This is a genomic window from Actinomyces provencensis (assembly GCF_900155435.1).
GTDB classification, from domain to species: Bacteria; Actinomycetota; Actinomycetes; order Actinomycetales; family Actinomycetaceae; genus Pauljensenia; species Pauljensenia provencensis.
Genome location: NZ_LT700212.1, coordinates 2,908,022 through 2,925,852, shown reverse-complemented (window position 1 = coordinate 2,925,852; position 17,831 = coordinate 2,908,022). Strand labels below are relative to the sequence as shown.

Below are 17,831 nucleotides of genomic sequence, written 5' to 3'. Positions count from 1 at the left end.
GCCTCGCGGTGGGAAGGGAGCGGGCCTCGCGGGAGGGATGTTCAGATGCTCCAGATCCCGCCCAGGGTCGTCGCCCGCAGGTGACGCGCGGAGTCAATGTCGGAACCGGCCACACCGGGCAGCCATTCGTAGGCTGCTGGTCGCAGCTCGTCGATCTCGTCGAAGAAGGACTGGGTGACGTCCACGACCGTCCCCTCGTCCAGGCGCAACTCCGAGGCACCGTGGGCGATCTGGCGCCGCGACTCGATACCGGCCACCAGCATCAACCGCCAGGAGTCCCGTTGGGCGACGGCGAACTCGACCTCGTCGGCACTCAGGCTGATCGGAGCCCCGTTCTCCACGACCACCTTGACGTAGACCAACTCGTCGCCGTCATCGGCCAGGATGTCGAAGGGAGCCACGTCCACGCTGGTCACGTCCCATCCCTCACCCAGGTCGATGCGCAGCTGGGTACGCGTCAGCGACACAGCATAGGCCCGCTTCGCGGCCTCGACGGCCGAGGCCCTGCGCCCCTCACCGACGGTCGGTTCAGGACTCGGCCCGCCCTCCAATGCCTCCAGCAGGATGTCGGCGACATGGTTGGACAGGCACAACACGGGAACTGCCGTGTCCCACGCAAGACCGGGGAACTCCTGCTCGACGACATCGAGCGTGAGGGGGTGTCGCCACGGGAGCATCGTGTCGACGGCGATGTCGATCCATGAACAGTCAGCTCGCTCGTCCTCCGGGTCGGAACCCCAGTAGGTGTCGCCCACTGCCGAGCCCGTGCCGAGGACCCCGGGGGGTCCGTCCTCGCACCGCCAGAAGACGACGCGGTCGCCGTCACGGACACCCAGCCCACTGTCGACCCTCCACGTCCCCACGTGTGCCCACCCATCGGCGAGGTCCTCGCGCGCGTCCTCCCACTGGTCCTCGTCCAAGGACGGCTGGGGACTCCAGCGCAGGAGGAAGGTGGACATGGGCGACTCCTCAGAATGGTCAAGGACTCATCAAGAGTACCGCCGTCTGTGACCGGCGTCTCCCTCAGATCAGCCTCCAGTGGCCGGGGAGCCGGGCACCACAGCACCACAGCACCACAGCACCACAGCACCACAGCACCACAGCACCACAGCACCACCACCATGACCCAGACCGCGACACCGCGACACCGCGATGCAACCTCTCGACGACATGGGGTGCGCAGACGGAGGACCCCGCTCGGCCGACACGCCCCACAAACGCTGGGTGCCTCCGATCCCGAAGGACGGAGGCACCCAGACGGTGGACACCCGAGGCGGCGGGGCCCACACCCTGAATCTAATCGAGCAGCCGGAACCGCACACCTTGAGAGTGCCGGATGACCGAGGGGTGGTCCCGAACGGGATCGGCGCCGGTCGGCGGGGGCGTCGTCACAGGTACGGCCGCGTGGAGCGACCCGGTTACCGCGGTTGCCTTCAGCCCACTGAGCCTTGACCTGTGAACCATCCCACAGCCGGGAGCCGACCGCCCCGGATCCTCACTGGCCGTTGTAGGACCAGACCCTCACGTAGTCGATGTCGTAGGTGGCCGGCAACTTGGTCTCCTCCGGGTGGGAGGGATCCGTGAAGCCCATCCAGCTCTCGCCGACCTGGGTGTTGATACGGATGTTGGCGCCGGCATCGGTGAACGCCGTGTTGAACCACGGGTTGTCCTTCGTGGTCGCCTTCCACACGGCCTTCCCGTCGAAGAGGAACGTCATCCCCTCCGGAGTCCACTCCAGCGCCCAGGTGTGCCATCCGGCACCGACGTGCTCGGGATTGGTCACGATGTTCTCGATCTTGACCGTGCCGGCTTCGTGGTTCGTGGACTGGTGGATGGTCGAGGACCAGGACCCGGCTGGCTGGTACTTCAGCTTGGTGTTGGGGTCACCCATGGCCTCCATGATGTCGATCTCGCCCAGGCCCTTGGAGTCGCGCAGCCAGAAGGCCGGCCAGATGCCGCGGGACGCACCGGGGGTCACTGGCAGTTTGGCGCGCATCTCCCACCGGCCGTAGCGCTGGAAGTGCTTGCCGATGGAGTCGATGTAGCCCGTCTCGAAGGCGCGGACGCGCCCTCCGGCCGTCACGGGGTTCGTCAGCCGGTCCGTGACGATCTTCAGGGTCCCGTTCGACTGCGAGACCTGGGAGGCACTGAGCATGGCCTCGTCGTAGGAGAGGTAGGAACCGTCACGCACGTTCCACTTGGTGCGGTCCACGCTGGACCCCGTGAACTCGTCACTCCACACGGGTGCTCCCCAGCCCGCGATCGTTCCCGCCGGGGTCGTCGGCGTGGGTGCCGGCGTGGTCGGCGTCGGAGTGGGCGCAGGCGTGGTCGGCGTGGGTGCCGGGGTGGTCGGCGTCGGCGCTGGCGTGGTCGGCGTGGGTGCCGGGGTCGTCGGCGTCGGAGTGGGCGCAGGCGTGGTGGGTGTGGGCGTGGGCTTTGCCACCGGGGTCGAGCTCGCGCCCGTGGCGACCAGCTCCGCATCGAGGGACAACGAGGGCGACGCCGTGTAGTTCGGTCGCACCTCTGCGGAGACGATGTTGCGCCCCGCCACCAGGTAGGAGGGCGACACCTGGAACTCGGCGACCCCACCGTATGTGCTCTTGGCCCGCGTGGAGGCGGTCAGTGTCCCGGAGGGCACGTTCGCGCGTCCGACCTCGTGCCCGTTGACGAAGACCCGCAGGCCGTCGTCGACCAGGGCACGCAGGGTGACGGAGCCGTACGTCGTCCCCTCGGGAACGGTGAAGGTCTGCTGGGCGAGGAGCAGTGCGCCCGCCTGACGCTGCACGGTGGTGGCGAGGTCGGAGGCGCCGGCACCCAGGGGTGCCCGGCCACTCGCCCACGAACCCTGCTCGGTGGTGGTCCACGAGGCCGCAGGAGTCGTCGAGGGCTGCGTGTAGCGCCAGCTCGACCCGCTGGCCACCAGCGTGGCCTCACCCTGACTGCGGGCATGTGCGCTGACCTGGGCGTCGAAGGAGACCATCGGTGACGCCCGGTGGTTGAGGTGCGTGGACACGGCGATGGTGTTCGAGCCCCTGCGCAGCACGGAGTCGGGAACGGTCAGCGTCGCGGTTCGACGCACTCCGTCCTTCGCATTGACGTCACGGGAGAAGGCACCCGGATCCACGTTCACGCGCCCGATCTCCGTCCCGTTGACGAAGACGACGGCCCCGTCGTCGACCACGAGGTCCACGGCAACCGAGGTCGCCAGGGGATCGGGAACCCGGAAGGTCGAGCGGAACTGCACCGAACGGGCCTGGGTGCCCGTGGTGGAGATGTCGGTGACGATGCCGTCGCGTCCCCACCCCAGGGGAGCGCGGCCGCTCTTCCAGGAGGAATCGGAGTAGTAGGTGGTCCTCCAGTCCCCACCCGACGGGTCAGCCGGAGCGTTGTACCACTTCCAGGTCGAACCCCATCCGATCAGTGTCGAGGCGTCCTTGGCGGCCTGGGCGATTCCCGTCAGGCCGGTTGCCGCCAGCAGCACGGCAAGGATGGACACGATCACGGCGCGCAGCCCGCGCGAGGGATTCGGAGTTCTCGTCGATCCACGGTTGGTCACCGGGGACCCCCTTTGTTGGTCGTCGGGCGGACCCACCTGTCCACCGGGAGGACCGACCGCCCCGCCCGGGGACGACCCACCGATTCTTCATACTGTCAACTACACCAAAGCCGCGCAAGGCGTCGGGTGTCAACAGTGTGGCTTCAGCTCACACGGACATGGCCATCATCACAATCACACGCTCCGCCCCTGTCCGCCGACGTCAGAGTGGGTACACCGTGAGGACCGCGGGCCCCCACGGCTCCACAGGGTGTCCCGGATCACGACACCGGGGACGCGGCCGGGACCCGACACCACCTCGCGCCCGGGCGTTGCACGAGGACTCCCGACTCGTCACCTCCGTGTTACACAACAACCGTGGCCAAGGGTAGCCACACCCCCAAAGAGTGCTCGCTGACCTGCACTTTTACCAGATCGAGACCTTTCGTTACCCGAATGTAACACCCACATGGTGGCCTCTAGAAGCGATGGGCCCGACCTGCGGCTACAGTCTTGAGCGCATCTGGCGAACCCCATCCCCAGAGCCGAATCCACGTGCATCCCAGGAGGCACCATGAATCTGAAGCGATCTTGGCTGGCAGTGCCCGCCGTCCTCGCGCTGACGCTCACCGCATGCTCCGGCGGCGGTTCCGAGTCGGGCGAGTCCGGAGCGGCCAGCGGCGACGCTGCCGGTACGTCCACGGGCATCGTGACCATCAATGGTTCCGAGCCCCAGAACCCCCTGATCCCGACCAACACCAATGAGGTCGGGGGCGGCAAGATCATCGACCTCCTCTTCGCAGGCCTGGTCTATTACGGCGCCGACGGTGCCACGCACAACGAGGTCGCGGAGTCCATCGAGTCGGATGACAACATCACCTGGACGATCAAGCTGAAGTCCGGGCAGAAGTTCACCGACGGCACTGACGTCAAGGCCTCCAACTTCGTGGACGCCTGGAAGGCCGGCGCGAAGAACGCCGACCTCTCCGCCTACTTCTTCGCCCCCATCGAGGGTGCGGACGACGAGGGCTCGGGTGACCTCTCGGGCCTGACCGTCGTGGATGACACGACCTTCACCGTCAAGCTCAAGCAGGCGGAGTCCGACTTCCCCTCGCGCCTGGGCTACTCGGCCTTCTACCCCCTCCCGGACTCCACGCTCGCCGATCCTGAGGCCGGCGGCGAGACGCCCGTCGGCAACGGACCCTACAAGCTGGCCTCCGACTCCGCGTGGGAGCACAACGTCAAGATCTCCCTGGTTCCCAACGAGGGCTACACGGGTGACCGCCAGGCGCAGAATGGCGGAGTCGACGTCGTCTTCTACGCCGAGCTCGATGCCGCCTACCAGGATCTGCTCTCCGGCGTCCTCGACGTCCTGGACCAGCTGCCCGACTCCGCGATCGCCACCTATGAGCAGGATCTGGGTGACCGCGCGGTCAACCAGCCCGCGGCGATCTTCCAGTCCTTCACGATTCCCCAGGACTTGGAGCACTTCTCCGGCGACGAGGGCGCACTGCGCCGCGAGGCACTCTCCTACGCGATCAACCGCGAGGAGATCACTGAGAAGGTCTTCTCCGGCACCCGCACCCCGGCCAAGGACTTCACGTCCCCCGTCATCGACGGATACAACGACGCCATCCCCGGCAACGAGGTCCTCACCTTCGACGCCGACAAGGCCAAGGAACTGTGGGCCCAGGCAGATGCCATCTCCCCGTGGTCGGGCACCTTCACCATCGGCTACAACTCCGATGGGCCGCACAAGGCGTGGGTCGACGCAGTGTCCAACCAGATCAAGAACACGCTGGGCATCGACGCCGAGGGCAACCCGTACCCCGACTTCAAGTCCTTGCGTACCGACGTCACCGGTCGCACCATCACGGGCGCGTTCCGTTCCGGATGGCAGGCCGACTACCCCAGCAAGTTCAACTTCCTCGCCCCCCTGTACGGGACGGGTGCCGGGTCCAATGACGGCGACTACTCCTCCGCGGAGTTCGATGACCTCATGACCCAGGCATCGGCAGCCACCTCCGCCGATGAGGCCAACACACTGCTCGACCAGGCCCAGGAGGTCCTGTTCAAGGATCTCCCGGCCATCCCCCTGTGGTACCAGAACGTCTCCGGCGGCTGGTCGCAGAACGTCGAGAACGTTGAGTTCGGCTGGAACTCCGTGCCCCTGGCATACGAGATCACCAAGCAGGGCTGACATCCGCTGACCGTCCCTGACGGGCCGGAACGCATTGCACGCTGTGGCGGGTGGGGATTCTTTCCCACCCGCCACAGCGTGTGTTCAAGACCGCCGCGGAGTCCGTCGCGTCCAGCGATCCTCCGCGCCTGCCACCACTGTGTCCGGGACGTGCTCCGGGTGGGACACTGCCACTCCGCACACGGGAGGTACGCCGAGCCGGACGCTCCCTCACCACCGCCACGCCGCGACCGCGCCGCCCTCGTCAATCCGGAGGTACCTGGTCGCGCGGACGGGGCAGTTGCGCACGATGCGACTCCGCATGGCCTGTGGGCAGGTGTGACATGTCGGCCAGATGGGTGCGGTTTGCCCGTCGTTTACCCTATGCTGCTCCTGGGTTGGAGAGCGCCTGGCGGCGCACCACCCCGGTGGGAGCCCGCGATCCGGGATCCTGCGAAGACTGACTGTGAACGCGACCGAACCGCGTCCACCGGGACAGAGGTGCGACCCACCCCTCCGGTGACCGGGGATGGGCGCGACCGTCCCTTCCCCAAAGGAACCACCCCATGCTCCGATACGTCGGACGTCGACTCCTCCAGACCATCCCGGTCTTCTTCGGGGCGACGTTCCTGATCTTCGCGATGGTGTACCTGATGCCCGGCAATCCGGTCGAAGCCCTGGGCGGCGACCGCGGTCTCACAGAGGCAGCACGCGCCAAGATCACCGCCGAGTTCAACCTGGACAAGCCCTTCTGGCTCCAGTACCTGCTGTACCTCAAGGGCGTCGTCACCCTCGACTTCGGCTCGACCTTCTCCGGGCGTCCTGTCAGCGAGGTCATGGCGCATGCATTCCCGATCACCATCAAGCTCGCGGTCTACGCCCTGCTGATCGAAGCAATCCTGGGCATCTCCGCCGGCGTCGTGGCGGGCATCAGGCGTGGGGGATGGTTCGACTCCACCGTCCTGGTGGTCTCACTGGTCGTCATCTCGGTGCCGACCTTCGTCATCGGCTTCGTCATGCAGTTCCTCATCGGGGTGAAGTGGGGGATCCTGCCCACCACCGTCGGTCCGAACGTCTCGTTCAAGGCGCTCACGATGCCAGCCATCGTGCTGGGCGCCCAGTCCCTGGCCTACGTCCTCCGACTCACGCGCCAGTCGGTGTCCGAGCACGTCTCCGCCGACTTCGTGCGCACCGCGCGCGCCAAGGGACTCTCCAACGGAGCCGTCATGCAGCGCCACGTACTGCGCAACTCCCTGATCCCCGTCGTCACCTTCCTCGGAGGCGACCTGGGCGCCCTGATGGGCGGCGCGATCATCACCGAGGGCATCTTCAACATCTCCGGCGTGGGAGGGACGCTGTGGCAGGCCATCACCCGCGGTGAGTCCGCCACCGTCGTCTCGTTCACCACCGTCCTGGTGCTCGTGTACATCGTGGCCAACCTGCTGGTCGACCTCCTGTACGCCGTGCTCGACCCGAGGATCCGCTATGAGTGACCACCACATCCCCTCCGCACGCATCCAGCGCACCCGCCGGGGCCAGCAGCACTACGTCTCCGACGTCGACGAGACCGGCCTGGGTGCCGTCGACGCCGTCGCCGACGACTCCGCCCCCTCGTCCATGTGGGGTGAGGCGTGGAAGAACCTCCGGCGCAGACCCCTCTTCTGGATCTCGTCCCTCATCATCCTGTTCGCCGTGCTGCTCTCGCTGTTCCCGGGACTCTTCACCTCCCAGGATCCCCGTTTCTGTGAACTGGGCAACTCTCTCGTCACCCCCGCCCCCGGGCATCCCTTCGGCTTCGACAAGCAGGGGTGCGACATCTACTCTCGCGTCATCTACGGGGCCCGCGCCTCGGTCACGGTCGGCGTCTTCACGACCTTGGTCGTCGTCGTGATCGGGTCCGTCCTGGGTTCACTCGCCGGCTTCCTGGGAGGCTGGATCGACGCGCTGATCTCGCGTTTCACCGACATCTTCTTCGCGGTCCCCCTGCTGCTGGCGGCCATCGTCATCATGCAGATGTTCAAGGAGCACCGCACGGTCTGGATGGTCGTGATCGTGCTGGCCGCCTTCGGGTGGACCCAGATCGCGCGCATCACCCGAGGTGCCGTGATGTCGGCCAAGAACGAGGAGTTCGTGACGGCGGCCCGCGCCACCGGCGCCTCCAAGTGGCGCATCCTCACCAGCCACATCCTGCCCAACGCGATGGCCCCGATCATCGTCTACGCCACTGTGGCACTGGGGACCTTCATCGTCGCGGAGGCGTCCCTGTCCTTCCTCGGCATCGGTCTGCCGCCCTCGATCGTGTCCTGGGGCGGGGACATCTCCACCGCCCAGGTCTCACTGCGGGTGAGGCCCATGGTCCTCTTCTACCCGGCACTGGCCCTGGCCCTGACCGTCCTGAGCTTCATCATGATGGGCGACGCCGTGCGCGAAGCCCTCGACCCGAAGGCGCGCAAGAAGTGACAGATCCACTCAACCCCGCTGGCATCCCGCGCACGGACCCCGAGTTCTCCGGCGCGGTCCCACCCATCGAGCCCATCCCCGAGGGCAATCCCCTGCCCGTCGGTGACGAGGCCGGCGGCCCCTCCGAGGAGGAGCTGCGCGCCCCCGTCACGCGCGCGGTCCTCGGCGACGACGCCGCTTTGGACGCCGACGCCGGGACCCCCGCGCCCACTGCGTCGCCCTCGTACGAGGACGACCACCCCGACGACGCCAATCCCCTGCTGGAGATCACGGACCTGGAGGTCGCCTTCACCTCCTCCACGGGTACCGTGCCCGCCGTGCGCGGGGCGAACCTGACCATCTACCCCGGCCAGACGGTGGCCATCGTGGGCGAGTCCGGGTCGGGCAAGTCGACGACCGCGGCCGCCATCATCGGGCTGCTGCCCGGCACCGGCCGGGTGACCGGTGGAACCATCGAGTTCAACGGTCGCGACATCACCAACCTCTCCACCAAGCAGTGGGTGGAGCTGCGCGGATCCGGCATCGGCCTGGTCCCCCAGGACCCCATGACCAACCTCAACCCGGTGCTGCGCGTCGGCAAGCAGGTCAAGGAGGCCCTCGAGGCCAACCACGTCGTGCCACGCTCCGAGGGCGGGGCGCGCGTCGCCACACTGCTGGAGGAGGCCGGGCTGCCCGACGCGGAGCGGCGCGCCAAGCAGTACCCGCACGAGTTCTCCGGCGGCATGCGCCAGCGCGTCCTCATCGCCATCGGGCTGGCGGCCCACCCCAAGCTGCTCATCGCCGACGAGCCCACCTCGGCCCTGGACGTCACCGTCCAACGCCGGATCCTCGACCACCTCGGGCAGATGACCGCAGAGCTGGGCACGGCCGTCCTCTTCATCACCCATGACCTGGGGCTGGCCGCGGAGCGCGCCGAGCAGCTGGTGGTCATGCACCGTGGCCGCATCGTGGAGTCGGGACCGGCGCTGGAGATCCTCCAGCACCCGCAGCACCCCTACACCCAGCGCCTCGTGGCGGCCGCACCCTCCCTGGCCTCGGCACGCATCGAGTCCGCGCACGCCCGCGGCATCGAGGTCACCGAGGAGGAGCTGACGGGTTCCGGGGCGGGGTCGGTCGCGACCTCCGACATCATCCGTGTCGAGCACCTGACCAAGGAGTTCGACGTGCGCGGGGCGAAGGGCGAGGCCAAGAAGCTGCTGGCCGTGGACGACGTGTCCTTCGGGCTGCGCACCGGCACCACCCTGGCGCTGGTCGGCGAGTCCGGATCGGGCAAGTCGACGGTGGCCAACATGGTGCTCAACCTGCTGGACCCGACATCGGGCAAGGTCTACTTCAAAGAGCAGGACTGCTCGGAGCTCAACGACAAGGAGCTCTTCGCCCTGCGACGCAAGCTGCAGGTCGTCTTCCAGAACCCCTATGGTTCCCTGGACCCGATGTACTCGATCTTCCGGATCATCGAGGAACCCCTGCGGGTCCACGGCATCGGCTCCAAGGCCGAGCGCCTCGCCCGCGTCCAGGAGCTGCTGGACCTGGTGGCCCTGCCCCGCTCGGTCATGCGCCGCTATCCGAACGAGCTCTCCGGTGGGCAGCGCCAGCGCGTGGCCGTGGCGCGTGCACTGGCGCTGAACCCCGAGGTGGTCGTCCTGGACGAGGCCGTCTCCGCCCTGGACGTCCTGGTGCAGAACCAGATCCTCAACCTGCTCAACGACCTGCAGGCGCAACTGGGACTGTCCTACCTCTTCATCACCCACGACCTGGCCGTGGTGCGCCAGATCGCCGACGACGTGGTGGTCATGGAGCACGGGAAGTTGGTTGAACAGGCATCCTCCGACGACCTCTTCGCCCATCCCACCCAGGACTACACGCGTGAGCTCATCGAGGCCGTGCCCGGGCGGAGGATCCAGCTGAACCTGTGACACCTGGGTGGGGAGAGCAACGCACCCTGCCCCCGGTGGGCGTGACCCCACTGTGCGTCTCCCCACCCCTGGGCCCAGTCCGTGCGGGCAGGCCCGGGGGTGCGGGTAGGCTGATCACCGGTGCGTCGGGAAGTCTGGTCGACATCTCCGTCGGCATGTCCGGCCGTCGGGGATCGACCCGAGGAGACAGATGACCCAGTTCACGCGTGTGCGTTCAGCCCGAGCCCGTTACCGGCGGTGGGTGACCACTGAGACCGTCAGTGGGATGCTGCTGCTCGCTGCAGCCACTGTGGCCCTGGTGTGGGCCAACTCCCCCTGGCGGGGAACCTACGAGGCGATCTCCCACTTCACCTTCGGCCCCGGGATGCTCCACCTGGATCTCAGTGTCTCGGAGTGGGCGGCTGACGGCCTGCTGGCAGTGTTCTTCTTCGTCGTCGGTGTCGAGCTCAAGCATGAGGTCATCAGGGGGAGCCTGCGCAACCCGCGCGAGGCCGCAGTTCCGGTGCTGGCCGCCATCGGCGGAATGCTCACGCCTGCGGCGCTGTTCACCCTGATCATCCACCTCTCGGGTGACACCGCTGCCCTGCACGGCTGGGCCATCCCCACCGCGACGGACATCGCCTTCGCCCTGGCAGTCCTGGCGATCTTCGGCACGGGCCTGCCCAAGGCGCTGAGGACCTTCCTGCTGACCCTGGCGGTGGTCGATGACCTGCTGGCCATCATCGTCATCGCCGCCTTCTACACCGCGGGCATCGATCCGGTGGCCCTGGTCGCCTCCCTGGCAGCGGTGGCCGCGTTCGCCGTGGCCGTGCGTGCGCGCGACCCCCGCTGGTACCTCTTGGTGCCCCTGGCGGTGGTGGCGTGGGGTGCCATGCATTCCTCCGGGGTCCACGCGACGATCGCCGGGGTCCTCCTCGGCTTCACGGTGCCCGCTCGCCCTGTCCACGGCGAAGTGGAGCCTCGGACCCGGCGCTTCGACGAGGACCTGCGCCCCTTCTCCAACGGTGTGGCCCTGCCGGTGTTCGCCTTCTTCTCCGCGGGCGTCTCACTGCTGGAGGGCGAGGGTCCCGAAGGGATCCTGCTCCAGCCCGTCGTCCTGGCGATCGTCGTCGCCCTGGTGGCCGGAAAGCTCATCGGCGTCCTGGCCACGACCCTGGTGACCACGAAGTTCACTGCGCTGCGCCTGCCCGACGCAATCGGGCTGCGTGACCTCTTGCCCGTCGGCTTCCTTGCCGGTATCGGGTTCACCGTCTCCCTGCTCATCGCCGAGCTGTCCTTCCCCGACGGGGAGCACACCGACGGCGCGAAGATCGCCATCCTGCTGGGGACGATGCTGGCGGCAACCCTGGCTGCGGCCCTGCTGCGATGGGACGCCCGCAAGGTGCGCCACCACGACATGAACGAGGACGGGGTGCCCGACAGGAACGTGGACCTCATCGAGTGAGGGGTCGACGCGAGCGGGGCACCGAGCAGCAGTCCGGTGTCCATGCGGCTCCTGCAGTGCGCCGTCGACGGCGCGAGCGCCGCGGTGGTGCCGCGGTGGCGCCACGGCGGATGCACGTCGAGTTCTCATCCACCTCGACGCCGACGCGCAGGAGTTCATCGCAGTTGTCGTCGGCTGCCACGACCTCATTCGGAGCCCGCGACAGGGTGTGGGACCCCGTCTGGCCCCTCTGGAAGGCCTGTCGAGAACGTCAGGGAGGTCGCAGAGGTGGCAGGCGCATCAGCCGGAGCCGTGCTCGGCAAGGTCGGCGAGGCCTTCACAGTGGCAGCCGTCGACTCGGCGGGGGCAGGTGGATCTGCTCGTCCTGGTGGTGGTACCTCCTCGAAGTGCCTCGTGAACCCCCACGCATGCAGGGTGACCCCTCGTCGGATCCGAACGACGGCCCCCGGCGTTCCCCACTGGCCATTCATGGAGGTGATCCGATCACCCATGCCGCGGTCGTGCGCGGTCTGCGTCCACACCGATCGACTGGAGATCACCGTCTCTGGCAGCCATCGCCACAACGTCGGTCGAAGCGATGCTGGTCAACAGGGACCACAACAGATGCGCTGTATCTGTCACAGACTCTGCTGACCGAAGGTGATGACGGACCTCATGACGCTGCCCGACCTGCTGAGCTACGACGATCTGGGCGCACAGGGTCTCTCTCGGCATGGCCTCGACCGATTGACCGAGTCCGGTGAGTTCGAGCGCATCGCCCCTGGCCCCTTCCCCAGATGGGGCATGACCCCTGGTATGGCGCGGGAAATCGCGCAACAGCAACTGGGGCGAGACCCCGAAGAGCCACATGGTCGGCGTGATGCGGCGCGCCAGTGGCGAGATGTGTGGCTCTTCCCAGATGAGGGTGTAGCGCACCTCGCGCGGCGGGCCGGCGCGTCGGGGTCCGGGTAGGGGTCGAGGTCTCCCGAGGATGAGAGCTCCTACACACTCAGCCCGAAAGACCTCGACGTGCACGACGCTACCGTCGGCGGGCGCGCTGATGCGTTCGCCAGCCCCGACCTGACCGTGTTCTGCCGCCTCGACGAACTCGGCCTCGTTGTCACCGGGCAGCGACTCGAGCCGGATCGTGCCGTATTGGCCTGCCAGGTGGTCGAGCCCGACCAGTGGTGCCGGCGCTGCGGCTGCGAAGGGAGACCACGTGACACCGTGGTCCGACGGCTCGCCCACGAACCACTGGGCTGGCGGCCCACGACGCTGGAGGTCGTCGTGCGCCGTTACCGCTGCAGCGGCTGCGGGTATGTGTGGCGCCAGGACACCACCGCCGCGGCCGAACCGCGGGCCAAGTTGTCTCGGCGCGCTCTGCGGTGGGCGCTGGAAGGGATCGTGGTCCAGCACCTGAGCGTGGCTCGGGTCGCCGAGGGGCTCGGGGTGGCCTGGGACACCGCCAACGACGCCGTTCTGGCCGAGGGCAAGCGGGTGCTGATCGACGAGGAGCACCGCTTCGAGGGGGTGAAGGTCGTCGGGGTCGATGAGCACGTGTGGAGGCACACCCGTCGCGGCGACAGGTACGTCACCGTGATCATCGACCTCACCCCAGTGCGAGATGGCACCGGCCCGGCACGGCTGCTCGACATGGTCGAGGGCCGCTCCAAGCAGGCGTTCAAGACCTGGCTGGCCGACCGCCCGCAGGAGTGGCGCGACGGCGTGGAGGTGGTCGCGATGGACGGCTTCACCGGGTTCAAGACCGCCGCGGTCGAGGAGTTGCCCGACGTGGTGACCGTGCTAGATCCCTTCCACGTCACCAGGCTCGCGGGCGAGGCACTGGACGTGTGCCGCCGTCGGGTCCAACAAGCCATCCACGGGCACCGCGGGATGAAGGGCGACCCGCTCTACTCGGCGCGACGCACGCTGTGCACCGGCGCCGACCTGCTCATAGACAAGCAGGCAACCCGACTCAGGTCCTTGTTCGCCGACGACAACCACGTCGAGGTCGAGGTCACCTGGGGCGTCTACCAGAGGATGATCGCTGCCTACCGGCACGAGGACCGAAGCCGTGGCCGTGAGCTGATGGCCAAGTTGATCGACGACCTCAGCGCCGGCGTGCCCAAGGCCCTGGTCGAGATCACCGGCTCCTCACAATTGGGGGTGTAGCGGGGGAGTGACCTCGTTGGTGGTCGTGTTCGGCGCGTCGGGGTCCGGGTAGGGGTCGAGGTCTCCCGATGATGGGGGTTCCTACGCCACCCATCTGGAAGACCTCGACTTGTCTGACGCTACCTTCGCTTGCCCCGACCTGACCAAGTTCTGTCGGCTCGACGACCTCGGGCTCGTCGTCACCGGGCAACGGATCGAGCCCGACCGTGCCGTTCTCGCGTGCCGGGTCGTCGACGACGACCGCTGGTGCCGCGGCTGCGGCTGTGAAGGCAGCCCGCGCGACTCGGTCACGCGCGAGCTCGCCTACGCCCCGCAGGGCTGGCGGCGGACGACCTTGGTCGTGACGGTCCGTCGGTACCGGTGCACCGGCTGCACCCGCGTGTGGCGCCAAGACACCAGCGCGGCGGCCGAACCGCGGGCCAAGTTGTCTCGGCGCGCTCTGCGGTGGGCGCTGGAAGGGATCGTGGTCCAGCACCTGAGCGTGGCTCGGGTCGCCGAGGGGCTCGGGGTGGCCTGGGACACCGCCAACGACGCCGTTCTGGCCGAGGGCAAGCGGGTGCTGATCGACGAGGAGCACCGCTTCGAGGGGGTGAAGGTCGTCGGGGTCGATGAGCACGTGTGGAGGCACACCCGTCGCGGCGACAGGTACGTCACCGTGATCATCGACCTCACCCCAGTGCGAGATGGCACCGGCCCGGCACGGCTGCTCGACATGGTCGAGGGCCGCTCCAAGCAGGCGTTCAAGACCTGGCTGGCCGACCGCCCGCAGGAGTGGCGCGACGGCGTGGAGGTGGTCGCGATGGACGGCTTCACCGGGTTCAAGACCGCCGCGGTCGAGGAGTTGCCCGACGTGGTGACCGTGCTAGATCCCTTCCACGTCACCAGGCTCGCGGGCGAGGCACTGGACGTGTGCCGCCGTCGGGTCCAACAAGCCATCCACGGGCACCGCGGGATGAAGGGCGACCCGCTCTACTCGGCGCGACGCACGCTGTGCACCGGCGCCGACCTGCTCATAGACAAGCAGGCAACCCGACTCAGGTCCTTGTTCGCCGACGACAACCACGTCGAGGTCGAGGTCACCTGGGGCGTCTACCAGAGGATGATCGCTGCCTACCGGCACGAGGACCGAAGCCGTGGCCGTGAGCTGATGGCCAAGTTGATCGACGACCTCAGCGCCGGCGTGCCCAAGGCCCTGGTCGAGATCACCGGCTCCTCACAATTGGGGGTGTAGCGGGGGAGTGACCTCGTTGGTGGTCGTGTTCGGCGCGTCGGGGTCCGGGTAGGGGTCGAGGTCTCCCGATGATGGGGGTTCCTACGCCACCCATCTGGAAGACCTCGACTTGTCTGACGCTACCTTCGCTTGCCCCGACCTGACCAAGTTCTGTCGGCTCGACGACCTCGGGCTCGTCGTCACCGGGCAACGGATCGAGCCCGACCGTGCCGTTCTCGCGTGCCGGGTCGTCGACGACGACCGCTGGTGCCGCGGCTGCGGCTGTGAAGGCAGCCCGCGCGACTCGGTCACGCGCGAGCTCGCCTACGCCCCGCAGGGCTGGCGGCGGACGACCTTGGTCGTGACGGTCCGTCGGTACCGGTGCACCGGCTGCACCCGCGTGTGGCGCCAAGACACCAGCGCGGCGGCCGAACCGCGGGCCAAGTTGTCTCGGCGCGCTCTGCGGTGGGCGCTGGAAGGGATCGTGGTCCAGCACCTGAGCGTGGCTCGGGTCGCCGAGGGGCTCGGGGTGGCCTGGGACACCGCCAACGACGCCGTTCTGGCCGAGGGCAAGCGGGTGCTGATCGACGAGGAGCACCGCTTCGAGGGGGTGAAGGTCGTCGGGGTCGATGAGCACGTGTGGAGGCACACCCGTCGCGGCGACAGGTACGTCACCGTGATCATCGACCTCACCCCAGTGCGAGATGGCACCGGCCCGGCACGGCTGCTCGACATGGTCGAGGGCCGCTCCAAGCAGGCGTTCAAGACCTGGCTGGCCGACCGCCCGCAGGAGTGGCGCGACGGCGTGGAGGTGGTCGCGATGGACGGCTTCACCGGGTTCAAGACCGCCGCGGTCGAGGAGTTGCCCGACGTGGTGACCGTGCTAGATCCCTTCCACGTCACCAGGCTCGCGGGCGAGGCACTGGACGTGTGCCGCCGTCGGGTCCAACAAGCCATCCACGGGCACCGCGGGATGAAGGGCGACCCGCTCTACTCGGCGCGACGCACGCTGTGCACCGGCGCCGACCTGCTCATAGACAAGCAGGCAACCCGACTCAGGTCCTTGTTCGCCGACGACAACCACGTCGAGGTCGAGGTCACCTGGGGCGTCTACCAGAGGATGATCGCTGCCTACCGGCACGAGGACCGAAGCCGTGGCCGTGAGCTGATGGCCAAGTTGATCGACGACCTCAGCGCCGGCGTGCCCAAGGCCCTGGTCGAGATCACCGGCTCCTCACAATTGGGGGTGTAGCGGGGGAGTGACCTCGTTGGTGGTCGTGTTCGGCGCGTCGGGGTCCGGGTAGGGGTCGAGGTCTCCCGATGATGGGGGTTCCTACGCCACCCATCTGGAAGACCTCGACTTGTCTGACGCTACCTTCGCTTGCCCCGACCTGACCAAGTTCTGTCGGCTCGACGACCTCGGGCTCGTCGTCACCGGGCAACGGATCGAGCCCGACCGTGCCGTTCTCGCGTGCCGGGTCGTCGACGACGACCGCTGGTGCCGCGGCTGCGGCTGTGAAGGCAGCCCGCGCGACTCGGTCACGCGCGAGCTCGCCTACGCCCCGCAGGGCTGGCGGCGGACGACCTTGGTCGTGACGGTCCGTCGGTACCGGTGCACCGGCTGCACCCGCGTGTGGCGCCAAGACACCAGCGCGGCGGCCGAACCGCGGGCCAAGTTGTCTCGGCGCGCTCTGCGGTGGGCGCTGGAAGGGATCGTGGTCCAGCACCTGAGCGTGGCTCGGGTCGCCGAGGGGCTCGGGGTGGCCTGGGACACCGCCAACGACGCCGTTCTGGCCGAGGGCAAGCGGGTGCTGATCGACGAGGAGCACCGCTTCGAGGGGGTGAAGGTCGTCGGGGTCGATGAGCACGTGTGGAGGCACACCCGTCGCGGCGACAGGTACGTCACCGTGATCATCGACCTCACCCCAGTGCGAGATGGCACCGGCCCGGCACGGCTGCTCGACATGGTCGAGGGCCGCTCCAAGCAGGCGTTCAAGACCTGGCTGGCCGACCGCCCGCAGGAGTGGCGCGACGGCGTGGAGGTGGTCGCGATGGACGGCTTCACCGGGTTCAAGACCGCCGCGGTCGAGGAGTTGCCCGACGTGGTGACCGTGCTAGATCCCTTCCACGTCACCAGGCTCGCGGGCGAGGCACTGGACGTGTGCCGCCGTCGGGTCCAACAAGCCATCCACGGGCACCGCGGTCACGCCGGCGACCCGCTCTACGGGGTCCGCCGCACCCTCCACACCGGCGCGAGCTTCCTCACCAAGAAACAGACCGCGCGGCTCGACGCGGTGTTCGCCGCCGAGGAGCACGTCGAGGTCGAAGCGACCTGGGGCATCTACCAGCGCATCGTCGCCGCCTACCGCGAACCCGACAAGAACAAGGCGAAGGAGATGATGCGGGCGGTGATCGACTCTGTCAGCAACGGCGTCCCGAAGGCGCTCACCGAGGTCATCACGCTGGGGCGAACACTGAAGAAGCGAGCCGACGACGTACTGGCCTACTTCGACCGACCCGGCACCAGCAACGGCCCAACGGAGGCGATCAACGGCCGGCTCGAGCACCTGCGCGGTTCCGCCCTCGGCTTCCGGAACCTCACGCACTACGGCGCTTATGCGGAATTCCGCATAAGCGATGGTATGTCGACCTCGGGGTTATGTTGACCGGCTCGGTGAGCGCCCAGGCGGGGCGGGGGTGAATGGTTGAGCCGGTCAACATAACCATTGGCTCTGGAGTCGGGGTTCGCTTGATCTGACCGGGGCGGTCGCTGGGATCGCTCGGCTTCAGGTCGAGGAGGACCGAGATGGTGGTTCATCGTGATCAGCGCACGCTGTCCAGCACCACGCCGCAGACGCCGCGCGCCGTCCCACCGCCAGGTGGGGGCCCGCCGACGAGGGCGGACACGCCGATCCTGGAGCTCTCCACTGCGGGAC

9 protein-coding genes and 3 pseudogenes are annotated in these 17,831 nt (G+C 68.1%); 10 read left to right on the top strand and 2 right to left on the bottom strand.

The annotated features are described in order from the left end of the window. Positions 1-41: 41 nt before the first annotated feature. Positions 42-959, bottom strand: a complete 918-nt coding sequence (locus BQ9890_RS12730; RefSeq protein ID WP_075891980.1) for a protein NO VEIN domain-containing protein — start codon at positions 957-959, stop codon at positions 42-44. A gap of 536 nt (positions 960-1,495) precedes the next feature. After that, positions 1,496-3,556 carry a glycoside hydrolase family 16 protein gene (locus tag BQ9890_RS15530; RefSeq protein WP_143226349.1) on the bottom strand — a complete coding sequence of 687 codons (2,061 nt, stop codon included), beginning with the start codon at positions 3,554-3,556 and terminating at the stop codon, positions 1,496-1,498. 553 nt (positions 3,557-4,109) lie between these two features. Between BQ9890_RS15530 and BQ9890_RS12710 the strand changes: the two genes are divergently transcribed. The 10 genes and pseudogenes from BQ9890_RS12710 to BQ9890_RS12665 all read left to right on the top strand — a co-directional run bounded on the left by BQ9890_RS12710 (position 4,110) and on the right by BQ9890_RS12665 (position 17,561). Beyond that, positions 4,110-5,735: a peptide ABC transporter substrate-binding protein gene (locus BQ9890_RS12710; protein ID WP_075891978.1), complete on the top strand. Its 1,626-nt coding sequence runs from the start codon at positions 4,110-4,112 to the stop codon at positions 5,733-5,735. A 545-nt stretch (positions 5,736-6,280) separates the two neighbouring features. Continuing rightward, entirely contained in the window at positions 6,281-7,207 is a 927-nt protein-coding gene (locus BQ9890_RS12705; protein WP_075891976.1) for an ABC transporter permease, read from the top strand. Beyond that, positions 7,200-8,174: an ABC transporter permease gene (locus BQ9890_RS12700; RefSeq protein WP_075891974.1), complete on the top strand. Its 975-nt coding sequence runs from the start codon at positions 7,200-7,202 to the stop codon at positions 8,172-8,174. Before BQ9890_RS12705 ends, BQ9890_RS12700 begins: the two co-directional genes overlap by 8 nt. A gap of 179 nt (positions 8,175-8,353) precedes the next feature. After that, positions 8,354-10,090, top strand: coding sequence for a dipeptide ABC transporter ATP-binding protein (locus BQ9890_RS12695; RefSeq protein ID WP_075893213.1), 1,737 nt, complete (start codon positions 8,354-8,356; stop codon positions 10,088-10,090). A gap of 190 nt (positions 10,091-10,280) precedes the next feature. Further along, positions 10,281-11,534: a Na+/H+ antiporter NhaA gene (gene nhaA / locus BQ9890_RS12690; RefSeq protein WP_043534885.1), complete on the top strand. Its 1,254-nt coding sequence runs from the start codon at positions 10,281-10,283 to the stop codon at positions 11,532-11,534. 642 nt (positions 11,535-12,176) lie between these two features. After that, positions 12,177-12,485 (top strand): type IV toxin-antitoxin system AbiEi family antitoxin domain-containing protein, encoded by a 309-nt coding sequence (locus tag BQ9890_RS16970; protein ID WP_407638905.1) that lies wholly within the window; start codon positions 12,177-12,179, stop codon positions 12,483-12,485. A gap of 57 nt (positions 12,486-12,542) precedes the next feature. Beyond that, positions 12,543-13,658 (top strand): annotated as a pseudogene (locus BQ9890_RS12680) (ISL3 family transposase); the annotation flags it as partial. Between the two features lie 136 nt (positions 13,659-13,794). Continuing rightward, positions 13,795-14,889: pseudogene (locus tag BQ9890_RS12675) on the top strand (ISL3 family transposase); the annotation flags it as partial. 136 nt (positions 14,890-15,025) lie between these two features. Beyond that, positions 15,026-16,120: pseudogene (locus BQ9890_RS12670) on the top strand (ISL3 family transposase); the annotation flags it as partial. 136 nt (positions 16,121-16,256) lie between these two features. After that, on the top strand, positions 16,257-17,561 hold the full coding sequence (locus BQ9890_RS12665) for an ISL3 family transposase (RefSeq protein WP_075891970.1): 1,305 nt from the start codon (positions 16,257-16,259) through the stop codon (positions 17,559-17,561). The last annotated feature ends 270 nt before the right edge of the window (positions 17,562-17,831 follow it).

Coding starts and splice junctions, on each gene's coding strand:
- BQ9890_RS12730 (WP_075891980.1), bottom strand. CDS start 959: ATGTCCACCTTCCTCCTGCGCTGGAGTCCCCAGCCGTCCTTGGACGAG.
- nhaA (WP_043534885.1), top strand. CDS start 10,281: ATGACCCAGTTCACGCGTGTGCGTTCAGCCCGAGCCCGTTACCGGCGG.
- BQ9890_RS12700 (WP_075891974.1), top strand. CDS start 7,200: ATGAGTGACCACCACATCCCCTCCGCACGCATCCAGCGCACCCGCCGG.
- BQ9890_RS16970 (WP_407638905.1), top strand. CDS start 12,177: ATGACGGACCTCATGACGCTGCCCGACCTGCTGAGCTACGACGATCTG.
- BQ9890_RS12710 (WP_075891978.1), top strand. CDS start 4,110: ATGAATCTGAAGCGATCTTGGCTGGCAGTGCCCGCCGTCCTCGCGCTG.
- BQ9890_RS12705 (WP_075891976.1), top strand. CDS start 6,281: ATGCTCCGATACGTCGGACGTCGACTCCTCCAGACCATCCCGGTCTTC.